The 12,793-nt window shown below is 71.6% G+C and carries 12 protein-coding genes; 10 read left to right on the top strand and 2 right to left on the bottom strand.

Going from position 1 to position 12,793, the window contains the following annotated elements:
- The first annotated feature begins 58 nt into the window (after positions 1-58).
- Both ACWV17_RS06070 and ACWV17_RS06065 read left to right on the top strand, forming a co-directional pair.
- Entirely contained in the window at positions 59-685 is a 627-nt protein-coding gene (locus ACWV17_RS06070) for a GNAT family N-acetyltransferase (protein ID WP_455358793.1), read from the top strand.
- 5 nt (positions 686-690) lie between these two features.
- Positions 691-1,563 (top strand): PaaX family transcriptional regulator C-terminal domain-containing protein, encoded by an 873-nt coding sequence (locus ACWV17_RS06065; protein WP_455358792.1) that lies wholly within the window; start codon positions 691-693, stop codon positions 1,561-1,563.
- Positions 1,564-1,596: 33 nt separating this feature from the next.
- On the opposite strand, the gene ACWV17_RS06060 is transcribed toward ACWV17_RS06065, so the two are convergent.
- Both ACWV17_RS06060 and ACWV17_RS06055 read right to left on the bottom strand, forming a co-directional pair.
- Complete coding sequence (locus ACWV17_RS06060; protein ID WP_455358791.1) at positions 1,597-1,785, bottom strand: DUF397 domain-containing protein; 189 nt, start codon at positions 1,783-1,785, stop codon at positions 1,597-1,599.
- Positions 1,782-2,660 (bottom strand): helix-turn-helix domain-containing protein, encoded by an 879-nt coding sequence (locus ACWV17_RS06055; protein WP_455358910.1) that lies wholly within the window; start codon positions 2,658-2,660, stop codon positions 1,782-1,784. The genes ACWV17_RS06060 and ACWV17_RS06055 overlap by 4 nt, the downstream gene beginning before the upstream one ends.
- Positions 2,661-2,805: 145 nt before the next feature.
- On the opposite strand from ACWV17_RS06055, the gene ACWV17_RS06050 reads away from it, so the two are divergent.
- From ACWV17_RS06050 to ACWV17_RS06015, 8 genes are all read left to right on the top strand, one after another.
- Positions 2,806-3,279: an ATP-binding protein gene (locus ACWV17_RS06050; protein WP_455358790.1), complete on the top strand. Its 474-nt coding sequence runs from the start codon at positions 2,806-2,808 to the stop codon at positions 3,277-3,279.
- A 156-nt stretch (positions 3,280-3,435) separates the two neighbouring features.
- Complete coding sequence (locus ACWV17_RS06045; RefSeq protein ID WP_455358789.1) at positions 3,436-4,236, top strand: CoA transferase subunit A; 801 nt, start codon at positions 3,436-3,438, stop codon at positions 4,234-4,236.
- The gene (locus ACWV17_RS06040) at positions 4,220-4,879 is read left to right on the top strand and encodes a CoA transferase subunit B (protein WP_455358788.1); all 660 of its coding nucleotides are present in this window, start codon (positions 4,220-4,222) and stop codon (positions 4,877-4,879) included. Before ACWV17_RS06045 ends, ACWV17_RS06040 begins: the two co-directional genes overlap by 17 nt.
- Before the next feature lie 235 nt (positions 4,880-5,114).
- On the top strand, positions 5,115-6,632 hold the full coding sequence (locus ACWV17_RS06035) for an extracellular catalytic domain type 1 short-chain-length polyhydroxyalkanoate depolymerase (RefSeq protein WP_455358787.1): 1,518 nt from the start codon (positions 5,115-5,117) through the stop codon (positions 6,630-6,632).
- 42 nt (positions 6,633-6,674) lie between these two features.
- Entirely contained in the window at positions 6,675-8,129 is a 1,455-nt protein-coding gene (locus ACWV17_RS06030; protein ID WP_455358786.1) for a 3-hydroxybutyrate oligomer hydrolase family protein, read from the top strand.
- Positions 8,130-8,311: 182 nt separating this feature from the next.
- Positions 8,312-9,109 (top strand): 3-hydroxybutyrate dehydrogenase, encoded by a 798-nt coding sequence (locus tag ACWV17_RS06025; RefSeq protein WP_455358785.1) that lies wholly within the window; start codon positions 8,312-8,314, stop codon positions 9,107-9,109.
- 123 nt (positions 9,110-9,232) lie between these two features.
- Positions 9,233-10,618 (top strand): MFS transporter, encoded by a 1,386-nt coding sequence (locus tag ACWV17_RS06020; RefSeq protein ID WP_455358784.1) that lies wholly within the window; start codon positions 9,233-9,235, stop codon positions 10,616-10,618.
- A gap of 261 nt (positions 10,619-10,879) precedes the next feature.
- Positions 10,880-12,784 carry a helix-turn-helix domain-containing protein gene (locus ACWV17_RS06015; protein ID WP_455358783.1) on the top strand — a complete coding sequence of 635 codons (1,905 nt, stop codon included), beginning with the start codon at positions 10,880-10,882 and terminating at the stop codon, positions 12,782-12,784.
- Positions 12,785-12,793 lie beyond the last annotated feature (9 nt).

Raw genomic sequence — 12,793 nt, 5'->3', positions numbered from 1 at the left:
CGATCGTTGCGTAGATGATAGTTTTAGTCCAGGGCAAGAGCGAGAAGGGGGCCGCGGCATGGAAGCGAACACGACGGGAACCGGCATCGGACCGGTGACGGTCCGGCGGGGCGTTCCGGCCGGAGCCGAGCGGCGGGCGGCCGAGCTGTACTGGAACGCCTTCGGCCGCAAACTCGGCCCCGCGCTGAACCCGCCGGACAAGGCGGTGCCCTTCATCGCCGCCCACCTGAACGCCGATCGCGCGGTCTGCGCACTCCTCGACGGGGAGCTCGTCGGCCTCGCCGGCTACCAGCTCGACGGCCGGGCCCTCACCGGGGGATCGGCGTCCGACGTGCTGCGCACCTACGGATACCTGCGCGGGCTGCACCGGGTCCTGCTCCTCGCCCTGTTCGAACGCCGTCCGGCCCGCGGGCAGCTCGTCATGGACGGTATCGCCGTGGACCCGGGCATGCGCGGCCGCGGCGTCGGGAGTCTGCTCATCGAGGAAGTGGCTGCCGTCGCGGCGGAGCAGGACTGCCGGCAGATCAGACTGGACGTGATCGACACCAACCCGCGCGCCAGGGCCCTGTACGAGCGGCGCGGCTTCACCGCCGTACGGACCGAGCACACGCCCTACCTGCGCGGGCTGCTGGGGTTCGGCGCGGTGACCACCATGCACCGCCCCGTACTGGCGCGAGGGTTCTGAACACCGTGACCGACCGCATCGAGGTCCCCACCCGCATGCTCGTCCACGCGCTGATCCGCGAGGACGGCACGGTCAGCGCGGACGAGCTCTACACCGTCGCAGTGACCCTCGGCATGAGTGACCAGCAGGTACGGCTGTGCGTCAAACGCCTCGTGGCCGAGGGCCGGTTCACCCACGAGGGCCGCGGCCGCAAGGCACTCCTGCACGCGACGGCGGAAACCACCCGCGTCCTTGCCCCCAACGTGGACTTCATGCAGCACGCGTTCCGACAGGACGCCGGGCTCGCACCCTGGGACGGCGTCTGGCACCTGGCCGCCTTCGCGGTGCCCGAATCGGCGCGCACGTCCCGGGACTCCCTGCGCGAAACGCTCGTCCACCTCGGCGGCGCCCCGCTCCAGGGCGGCCTGTACGTCTGCGCCAACGCCTGGGAACCGTACGTCGAGGACGCGGCCCACCGCCTCGGCGCCCACGGCGCGCTCACCCTCCTCACCACGACGGACCTGCGAAAGGGCGACACACGAGACCCCGTCGGTCTCGCCCGCCTCCTCTGGCCCCAGCAGGAGATCGCCGACCGCTACCACCGCCTCAGCCGCATCGCCCGGTCCCGCCTCGACCGGCTCACCGGCTCTGCCGGACTCTCCGCGTCCGAACTCCTCACCATCGCGGTCGAGCTGGCCGCCGAACTCACCCGCGCCATGGAACCCGACCCGCTGCTGCCGCCTCAGCTCCTGCCCCAGCCCTGGCCCGGCGCCCAGGCCCGTGGGCTGATCGCCCGGTGCTGGGCAGCCCTGGACGAACGAGAGAACGGCGAGGCCCGGCCGGCCATCTTCCGCCTCTACGCCGGCATCGCCCGAGAAGCGGCAGACCGACGGCGTTAGGGCCTGTCCGGCGGGTCAGGGCCGGACAGGCCCCTAGGCCTGGGTGGCGTACGAGACGAAGCGTGTCCACGATGTGGGCGTGAGGGCGAGCTGAGGGCCCTGCTCGACCTTGGAGTCCCGGACGTGGACCGTCTCGGAGGTCGTCGCCACCTCGACGCAGTCGTCGCCCTGAGTGCCGCTGTAGCTGCTCTTGAACCAGACCAGTTCGGGGGTGCTGCTCATAGCGCTCCTCGCATTCGCTCCAGCAGGCTCACGGAGTCCGCGGGGGCAAGAGCCTGTGAGCGCAGTTTTGCATACCGCTGGAGCAGGACGCTGACCTGTTTCGGGTCCGCGACCAGCTGCCCCCACTGCTGTCCTTCGGCGTACCCGAGCCACTTGTGGTCGGGGGTTTCCAGGATTCGCATGGCCCCGTCCAGGCCCGCGTGTTCCTGCTGCCTCGCAGGCATGATCTGGATCTCGACGTTCCGCAGCGCCACGCGGTCCAGGACGTGCTCAAGTAAGCCCCGCATGACCTCGTCACCCCCGAGACACCGCGTGAACATCGACTCCTCGACGATGAAGCTGAAGGGCACGTTGGGCCGGTCCCCCAGCAGTCGCTGGCGGTCCAGCCGGGCAGTCACCTGCGCCTCCACCTGGTCATCCCTGAGCGGTGGCACGCTCTGCGCGAACACCGCCCGCGCGTACCCCTCCGACTGGAGGAGTCCAGGAACCAACCGGCACTCGTACGTGTCAAGTGTGACCGCCTCCGCCTCCAGCCGCGCCCACTGCCGGAACCAGCTCGCCAACCCCGGCCGCCGCGACAGATGCCGTGCCGCGCCCCGCAACGTCCCGAACGCGTCCAGGGCCTCCTCCGCCCGTTCCACGAAGTCCGCCGGCGGGAACCTGCGGCCCTGTTCGATCGACGCGACGGTCGGCACCGAGTAGCGCACCAGTGGCGCGAACTGTTCCTGCGTCAGCCGCGCCCGCTTGCGGAAGGCCTTGACGACCTCCCCGAACGCCTTCAAGCTGTCGGAACTCTCCGGTTCCGCTCCCGCACCCGCCGGGGGCCCGCAGGTGCCCCCGCCATCCGCCGCCTCGCCCGTCCCGTCCGCCACCATCTCGGCCACCTCCGCGTACGTGTCGCAACCCGCCCATCGTCACGCTTCGTTACCCGTACCGTCCACCCTTCGTACCCGTACGCTGACTCAGCGTACGGGTCGTTGAGCTGGAGAACCGGGGTATGGCCAGGCCAGATTGGCGGCCATGACGACCCCCGCCAAGCCCATCCCGGCAACGAGCGCCCAAACGCCCGTCACCGTACGTGTGTTCACCCAGCGCTTCAGCTCCACGCCGCGCGGCGCACGTCTCGCCCGGCATCTCGCCGTCCACCAGCTCGACCGCTGGGGCATGCCACATGGCAGCGATCTCTCCGACGCAGCCGCCCTGATCGTCGCCGAGCTGGCCGCCAACGCCGTGACGCACGGCCGCGTCCCCGGCCGGGACTTCGAGCTCACGCTGACCCGGGCCTCGGGCGCGGTCCTGCGGATCGAGGTCTCCGACACGCGGGGCGAGACGCGGCCGCCCGCGCCGGGCTGCCTGGGCGCGCCCGGCCCGGGGGAGGACTCCGGGCGTGGGCTGCTGCTCGTCGAGGCGCTGGCCGACCGGTGGTGCGTGCTCGACCGCGCTCCCGTGGGGAAGACCGTACGGGCCGAAATCGACCTGCCACGCCGTCCGTAGCCCGTACCAGCCACCACACATGTCGCTCTGTCTATGTGGGTGATCGCCATGGTCCCGGTCCGTGGCGCTTCCTAGGCTCGCTTGAAGTCGATGCGGGAGGTTCCTCGCCATGGGGACCTCCCGGCTGCTTAGCGTGTCGGAACGAAGGGCCTTCGGATGGGTTTGGACAAAGTGGTCGCTGATGCGGCCGACGCGATCGCGGACATCCCCGACGGGGCGTCCTTGGCCGTGGGCGGCTTCGGCCTGTGCGGGATACCCAGTGCGCTCATCCATGCCCTGCTGGACCGGCAGACCGGCGGGCTGCGGGTGGTGTCGAACAACTGCGGAGTGGACGACTGGGGACTCGGGCTGCTGCTCCGCGAACGCCTCATCTCCAGGATGACCAGCTCCTACGTGGGCGAGAACAAGGAGTTCGCCCGCCAGTACCTCGGCGGCGAACTGGAGGTGGAACTCGTGCCCCAGGGCACCCTGGCGGAGCGGCTGCGCGCGGGCGGCTGCGGCATACCGGCGTTCTATACGCCCGCCGGGGCCGGCACGCAGATCGCGGAGGGCGGACTGCCGTGGCGCCACCACCCCGACGGCACGGTCGCCCTCGCCTCACCGCCGAAGGAGACCCGTGTCTTCGGGGACCGGGAGTACCTCCTGGAGGAGGGGATCACCACCGACTTCGCCCTGGTCAGGGCCGCCGTCGGAGACCGGCACGGCAATCTCGTCTTCCACTCCTCCGCCCGCAACTTCAACCCGCTGGCCGCGATGGCCGGCCGGATCACCGTCGCCGAGGTCGAAGAGCTGGTCGAACCCGGCGAACTGGAACCGGACCGGATTCATCTGCCCGGTGTCTTCGTCCAGCGGGTGGTCCATGTGACGGCCGCTGATCCGGCGGCCGAGAAGCGCATCGAACGGCGCACCACGCGTGCGCGGCAGGAAGGGGACGTCCGAAATGGCTCTGACGCGTGATCAGATGGCGGCCCGGGCCGCCCGGGAACTGGCTGACGGCTCGTACGTCAACCTGGGCATCGGGCTGCCCACGCTGATCCCCAACCACCTGCCGGCAGGGATCGAGGTGGTGCTCCAGTCGGAGAACGGCATTCTCGGCGTCGGTCCCTATCCCTACGAGGACGAGGTGCGGCCCGACCTGATCAACGCCGGCAAGGAGACGGTGACCACCCTGCCCGGGGCCTCGTACTTCGACTCGGCGCTGTCGTTCGGCATGATCCGCGGCGGGCACATCGATGTCGCGGTCCTGGGCGCCATGCAGGTGTCCGCCTCCGGCGATCTGGCGAACTGGGTGATCCCCGGCAAAATGGTCAAGGGTATGGGCGGCGCCATGGATCTCGTCCACGGTGCCCGGCGGGTCATTGTGTTGATGGAACACACGGCCCGCGATGGTTCCCCCAAGCTCGTCGAGGAGTGCACGCTGCCGCTCACCGGCTGGGGTGTGGTGCAACGGGTGATCACGGATCTGGCGGTGGTGGACGTCGCCCGGGACGGGCTGACGCTCCGCGAGTTGGCGCCCGGGGTGACCGTGGACGAGGTGCGGGCAGCGACGGGCGCGGACCTGGCGGTCGCGGCCGAACTGCCGGCCATGGTCGCCGCCTGACGCCACACCGGGCATACCGCGCCGGTAAGCGACAGGATCTAGCAGCACAACGGCCCCTGCGCAATAGGGCGTACGCCCTCGGGGGTGCCACGGTTGTGGCAGCCGTCGCCATGTCGCGGCGGTCGGACCGCCTCCTACTGTGACCGGCATCTCAGCCGCTCGTGCCCTGCACCGGCGCGGGCGGCTGAGTCCCAGGATCCGCCCGGCCCTGTGCCGCCACCCGCAGGAGGCTTCGATGCTGTCGTACGAGGAATCATCACCACCGACCCCGGCGAGCCCGCCGCCCCGCCGTGCGGGATGGCTCAGGCGCCGGCTCCGGGGGCTGGGCGGTCTGGTCACCGCCGTCGCGCTCGCGTCCGGGGCCGCGCTGTTCGCGCCGGCTCCCGAGGCGCACGCGGCTGTGTCCCTGCAGAGGGTCACGAACTTCGGTGCCAACCCGGGTGCTCTGAACATGTACGTGTACCGGCCGGCCTCCCTCCCGGCGAATCCGGCGGTGGTCGTGGCCCTGCACGGCTGCAGTCAGACCGCCCAGATCTACGCCGACAACTCGGGGCTGAGCAAGTTCGCCGACCAGCACCGCTTCCTGCTGGTGTTCGCCGAGACGACGTCCTCCAACAACGGCAGCAAGTGCTTCAACTGGTTCGAGCCCGGCGACACGCGGCGCGGCCAGGGCGAGGCCGCCTCGATCCGGCAGATGGTCGCCCATGCCGGATCCGCCTACGGGGGCGATCCCGACCGGACGTACGTCACGGGCCTGTCGGCCGGCGGGGCGATGACCGCGGTCATGCTCGCCACCTACCCGGACGTGTTCAAGGCCGGGGCGGTGATCGCGGGTGTGCCGTACGACTGCGCCGACGACGTCTCGTCCGCGTTCAACTGCATGAGCCCGGGTGTCGACCGCACCCCTGCCGCCTGGGCGCAGGGTGTGAAGGACGCCCACCCGGGCTACGGCGGCCCGTGGCCGCGGGTGGCCGTCTGGCACGGCGACAACGACACCAAGGTCGTGCCGAAGAACGCGGACGAACTGCGTGACCAGTGGACCGCCGTGCACGCCCTGGACCAGAGTCCCGATCGCAGCTCGACGATCGGACCCAACAACACCCGCAGGGAGCAGTACCTCACCGCCGGCGGCAGCGTCGCCGTCGAGGTCAACCGGGTACCGAACGTCGCCCACGGCACCCCGGTCGAACCCGGCACCGGGCCACAGCAGTGCGGTGCGACCGGGACCGCCAACTTCATCGCCTCGATCTGCTCCAGCTACTGGATCACCTCCTTCTTCGGCCTGGACGGCTCGGGCCCCGGCACCGGCGGCCTGCCCGCTCCGGCCGGCCTGACCGTCACGGGTACGACGGACACCTCGGTCGGCCTGAACTGGAACAGCGTCGGTGGCGCCGCCTCGTACGCGGTGTACCGGGACGGCAGCCGCATCGCCACCCCCACCGCTCCGCCGTTCACCGACACCGGCTTGAGCCCGGGCACCACCCACACCTACTCGGTGGCCGCCCGTGACGCGGCGGGCGCCGAGGGAGCGCGATCGGCAGAGGTGAGCGCCACCACCACCGGTGCGGCCGCGAAGTGCTGGACCGCGAACAACTACCAGCAGGTGCAAGCAGGGAGAGCCACCACCGACGGAAGCTACGCCTACGCCAAGGGCTCCAACCAGAACATGGGCCTCTACAACACGTTCGTCACCCACACGCTGAAGGAGTCACCGGCCGGCTACTACGTCATCGCCGACAACGGCTGCCCCTAGTAGGTCCTGCCCGACAGCTCTCACACATCTGGAGGCACATCCATGCGCAGAGTGAAGCCCGGTCCTCCCAGCACGCCACCCGAGCCGCGGGGGCCGGCCGGCGGCCGGCGGCTGCGCCGTACCGCCGCGGGAGCGGCGCTGCTGCTCGCGGTCACCGCGGCCCCGGCAGGTGCCCTGGCACCGGACTCCGCGGACCGCGGGCACTGCGCCAGGATGGCCCGGCTGCATGTACCGGGGGCCGAACGGCAACAGGCGGACTGTCTCAGCGAGTTGACCACGGCCGGAACCGTCGCCTCCGGCCATACCGACCCGGCCGACTGGGCAGGGCTGACCCCGAAGAACCTGGCCACGCCCAGCGGCGTACCCGGCGTCCAGATCGACGGTTACTTCCCCGACACGTCGGCCACGAACACCAACCACGGCTGGAAGCACGACGCCCAGTTCGTCATCCGGCTGCCCGATCGGTGGAACGGCGGACTGGTGATCTCCGGCTCGCCCGGTAACCGGGAGCAGTACGCCAACGACCGGGCCATCGGCGACTGGGCGCTCGCCCGTGGCTACGCCTTCGCCGCGACCGACAAGGGCAACACCGGTGTGGGGTTCCACCGCGACGGCGCCGAACCGGGCGACGCCGTCGCCGAGTGGAACGAGCGCGTCACCCAGCTGACCCGGGCCGCCCGTACCGTGGTCGCCCAGCGATATCTGCGGCCACCGACGCGGACCCTGGCCACGGGCATCTCCAACGGCGGCTACCTCGTCCGCTGGCAGCTGGAGAACCATCCCGAGCTGTACGACGGGGGAGTGGACTGGGAAGGCACGCTGTGGCGGGCGGACGGGCCGAACCTGTTCACCTTCCTGCCGCCCGCCCTGCGCTCCTACCCCGCCTACGCGGCGGGCGGGCCCGGCGCGGACCGCGCCCACCAGGAGATGATCGCGGCCGGCTTCCCGGCGGGCTCCGAGTTCCTGTGGCCCTACCACCACCAGGTCTACTGGGACCTGACGCAACGCGTCTACCGCGAGGAGTTCGACCCGGGCTTCGACGGATCCGCGGAGGCGGGGACCCCGTACTGCGCGCCCGGCACGGCCGGCTGCGACGCCGACTACGACTACGCGGCCCGGCCGGACGGGGTCCACGAGGCCGTGGAACGGATCTCGCTGACGGGACGGATAGGAAAACCGCTGATCACCCTGCACGGCACCCTGGACGTCCTGCTTCCCATCAGCCGCGACTCGGACGTCTACGCCGACATGGTCCGTGACGCCGGACGCGGCAGCCTGTTCCGGTACTACCGCGTCGAGGGCGGCACGCACGCCGACTCGCTCTTCGACACGTTCCCGGACAAGCTCCGGCCGCTCGTCCCCTGCCACCGCTCGGCCTTCACGGCACTCGAGGACTGGCTCCGGCGCGGCCAGCAGCCGCCGCCCAGCCGGACCGTACCCCGGCCCGAGGGGGCGGCCGCGGCGACCCTGGTGACCAGCTGCCCGCTGGCCGGGTAGCACGGCACCACGCACGGCACCACCAGCGCGAATGACCGACGACGACGGGGCCCTCGACCGAGGGCCCCGTTTCGTTGCGTTCCCACCGACACGGATGTGGTGATGTGCCACACCTGGCCGGACCTGACTGTGGTGACCGGAGACATGGGCTGTTCGGCCAGGTGTCTCTAGCGTTTCCGGCCATGACGAGCCAATTTCACGCAGCTCCCGGACCCTCCGCACACCGTGCCGGCGGCGTGGACCTCTCGGGGCGCACCGCCATGGTGACAGGCGGCGGCAGCGGTATCGGGCGGGCCTGCGCAGAGGCGCTGGCCGACGCCGGGGCCGTGGTGCACGTGGTGGACCTCGACGCGGCGGCGGCGAAGGCCGTCGCCACGGCGACCGGCGGTCATCCGCACGTCGTGGACCTCGCCGACGCCGACGCGGTCCGGGGACTCCCGGACGAGGTGGACATCCTGGTCAACAGCGCCGGACTGCAGCACGTGGCCGCCATCGAGGACTTCCCGCCGGCCCGGTTCGAGCTGATCCAGAAGGTGATGGTCACCGCGCCGTTCCTGCTGCTGCAGCAGTGCCTGCCGCACATGTACGCGGGCGGCTGGGGCCGGGTGGTGAACATCTCCAGCATGCACGGCCTGCGGGCCAGTGCCTTCAAGTCCGCGTACGTCGCCGCCAAGCACGGCCTGGAAGGGCTGAGCAAGGTCGCCGCCCTCGAGGGCGCCTCGCACGGGGTGACCAGCAACTGCGTCAACCCCGGCTATGTGCGGACGCCCCTGGTCGAAGGGCAGATCGCCGCGCAGGCCGCCGCACACGGCATCGCCCCCGAAGAGGTCGTCGCCGACGTCCTGCTGGACCGGTCCGCGATCAAGCGGCTGATCGAGCCGGAGGAGGTGGCCGCGGTCGTCGTATGGCTCTGCGGCCCGCACACCGGCTACATCACCGGCGCGTCGGTCCCCGTCGACGGCGGCTGGGGCGCGCACTGACGCCCCACCGTCCGTACCGCACGTTCGTACCGCCTGCTCGTACCGCACGTTCGGACCGCTCGCGGCCGAAGCCGCACCCCCGCCCCACCATCCCCGCCCTGTCAATGAAACGGTGACTGCCTCATGAGTTCCCTCGGTTCCGCTCAGCCCGCCAGAGGCGGCATCCGCCGCATCGTCGCGGCCAGTCTCGTCGGCACCACCATCGAGTGGTACGACTTCTTCCTCTACGGCTCGGCCGCCGCGCTGGTGTTCAACACGCTGTTCTTCCCCAACAGCGACCCCCTGGTGGGCACGCTGCTCGCCTTTCTGACCTACGCGGTCGGGTTCGCCGCGCGGCCGCTCGGCGGAGTCGTCTTCGGCCACTACGGCGACAAGATCGGCCGCAAGAAGCTGCTGGTCCTCAGCCTGCTGCTGATGGGCGGGGCGACCTTCGCGATGGGCCTGCTGCCCACCCACGCCAGCATCGGCGTCTGGGCCCCGATCCTGCTGACCGTGCTGCGCCTGGTCCAGGGCTTCGCCCTCGGCGGCGAGTGGGGCGGCGCCGTCCTGCTGGTCTCCGAGCACGGCGGTGACGACAAGCGAGGCTTCTGGGCCTCCTGGCCGCAGGCCGGCGCGCCCGGCGGCAACCTGCTCGCCACCGGCGTCCTGGCCCTGCTGGCCGCCGTCCAGTCCGACGCCGCCTTCCTCGCCTGGGGCTGGCGCATCCCGTTCCTGCTCTCCGGCGTCCTGGTCATGATCGGCCTGTGGATCCGGATCTCGGTCTCGGAGTCCCCGGTCTTCCTGGAGGCCAAGGCGAAGGCAGAGGCGGAGGCCGCGGCGGGCGTCAAGGAGCAGCCCCCGGTCGTCGAGGTGTTCCGCAGGAGCTGGCGCGAGGTGCTCACCGCGATCGGCACCCGCTTCGGCGAGAACATCTCGTACTACATCCTCACGGCGTTCCTGCTGGTGTACGTCACCGTCCACCTGGAACTCCCCAAGAGCGACGCGCTGAACGCGGTCCTCATCGGCTCCGCGATCCACTTCGTCACCATCCCGCTGTGGGGAGCGCTCTCGGACCGCCTCGGCCGCCGCCCGGTCACCCTGATCGGCGCCGTCGGCATGGCCGTCTGGGCCTTCGCCTTCTTCGCGCTGCTGGACTCCAAGTCGTTCCCCGTCATCGCCCTCGCGGTCACCGTCGGCCTGCTGCTCCACGGCGCGATGTACGGCCCGCAGGCGGCCTTCATCTCCGAGATGTTCGACACCAAGGTCCGCTACTCCGGCGCCTCGATGGGCTCCCAGCTGGCCTCCATCATCGGAGGCGCGCTCGCCCCGATCATCGCGGTGGAACTGCTGAAGGACTACGACTCCTCCCTGCCTGTCTCGGTCTACCTCTGCTTCGCGGCGCTCGTCACCGCCGTGACCGTATGGATCGCCAAGGAGACCCGCGGCCGCAACCTGGCCGAGGACGGCGCCGCCGCCCTCGCCCCGAAGCCGGGCCGCAACCGGCAGGACACGGTCCCGCTCGGCAGCTGACCCGCACCGTCCTGCCCGCCGTGCCGTGCAACAAGGGCCTGTCCGGCGGATCAGGGCCGGATAGGACGCGGCGTCTGGTGCGGTGCATCGCAAGGCGCCGGAGTGCCCTAATAGCGGAGCTATTCGGGCATTTCGGCAACGCAGCGAGGTGCCGTGCCAGGCGTCGTGGCCCCGGCCAAGATCCGCCGGACAGGCCCTAGGGGAGCGCGCACGGCGGGCAGCCGCCCTCCATCCGGAACCCGCCCGGGAGGTGATCGACGTATGCTCCCCACCGTGACAGCCTCAGGCGACCAGCGTTCCCGGACCGCCGTGCGCCAGCTGCTCGATCTGCTGGCCCGGGGCGCACCGGCGGAGGACTTCGCCCGCCCCGCCGCCACCGCCCGGGACCTCGGGGCCCCGGCGGGCGAGCTGGCCGACATCGCCGAGGCCACCGGTGTGGCGCTGCGCATCCGGCGGACCCTCAGCCAGCACCGCCGGCGCGAGGCGGAGCTGACCGCGCTCTTCGACACGGCCAGCGACCTGGCCGCGCTGCGCGATCTGGACGCCGTACTGCGGGCCATCGTCCACCGCGCGAAGCTGCTGCTCGGCACGGACGTCACGTATCTGTCCCTCAACGACGAAGCCGCGGGCGACACCTATATGCGGGTCACGGACGGTTCGGTGGCCGCCGCCTTCCAGCAGGTCCGGCTCGGTATGGGCGAGGGCCTCGGCGGCCTGGTCGCCCAGACCGCCCGCCCCTACGTCACGGGCGACTACCAGGCCGACACCCGGTTCCACCACACCCAGGCGATCGACAGCGCGGTCCGGGAAGAGGGACTACGAGCGATCCTCGGGGTGCCGCTGCGCGTGGGCCCCCAGATCATCGGGGTCCTGTACGCCGCGGACCGCGCGCCCCGCGAGTTCTCGCCGGACGAGGTGGCCCTGCTCTCCTCGCTCGCCGACCACGCGGCCATCGCGATCGACGGCGCCCGCCTGCTGGAGGAGACCCGGGCCGCCCTGGTCGACCTCAATGCCGCCTCCGAGACCATCCGGGCCCACAGCGAGGCCATGCGCCGTGCGGAGCAGGCACACGATCAGCTCACCGATCTCGTACTGCGCGGCGGTGGCGCCGACGACGTCGCCGCCGCCATCGCCGCGATTCTGGCCGGCGGAATCCTCATCCACGACGCGGAGGGTACCGAACTCGCGCGCACCGGAACCGAGCCGCTGCCCCTGCCGGCCCCGGCGGTGGCGGCCTCCCGGGCCAGCGGCCGGGCCGTACCGGTGAACGGTACGTGGGTGTGCGCGGTACTGGCGGGCCCCGAACTGCTCGGCAGTATCGCCCTGACCGGCCGCCCGGACCTCGCGGACGCCGACCGGCTGTTGTTCGAACGCGCGAGCGTCGTCACCGCGCTGCTTCTGCTGCTGCGCCGCTCGGTGGCCGAAACCGAGGACCGGGTGCGCGGCGAGCTGCTCAACGACCTGCTGGCCGCCACCGGGGACGCCACCAGCCTGGCGACCCGCGCGCGCCGTCTGCGCGTCGACCTCGGCCGCCCGCAGGCGGTCTTCGTGGCGCACAGCGAGACGGCGTCCCGGCACCGGCTGCTCGCCGCCGCCGCCCGCAGCGCGCGGGCCCTGGACGGTCTGGCCGGACTCCACCACGGGCATGTGGTGCTCGTCATGCCGACCCGGGACCCCGGGGCGGCCGCCCACGCCCTCGCCGCCGAGCTGGGCAAGGCGGTCGCCGCCGATGTCACCGTCGGTGCGGCCGGCGCCGACACCGGGCCGGCCGGCCTGCCGGCCGCACATGCCGAGGCCCACCGCTGCCTCTCCGCCCTGCGGGCCCTGGGCAGGACGGGCCACGGCGGTGCCATGACCGATCTCGGCTTCATCGGCGTACTCCTCGGCGACCAGGCGGGGGTGGCCGGGTACGTACAGAAAACCCTCGGCCCCGTACTGGCCTACGACGCCGAACGCGGGACGGACCTGACCGGCACCCTGGACGCCTACTTCGCGCAGAGCGGCAGCCTCACCAAGACCAAGACGGCCCTCCACGTCCACGTGAACACCGTCGTGCAGCGCCTGGACCGCATCGCCCGCCTGCTGGGCCAGGACTGGAACACCCCGGCGAGGGCCCTCGAACTCCAGCTCGCCCTGCGGTTGCACCACCTGGCCGGGACCGACTGAGACAGCGGC

It is taken from the genome of Streptomyces mabaensis, from assembly GCF_053763515.1.
This window is presented reverse-complemented; position numbering and strand designations above follow the sequence as displayed.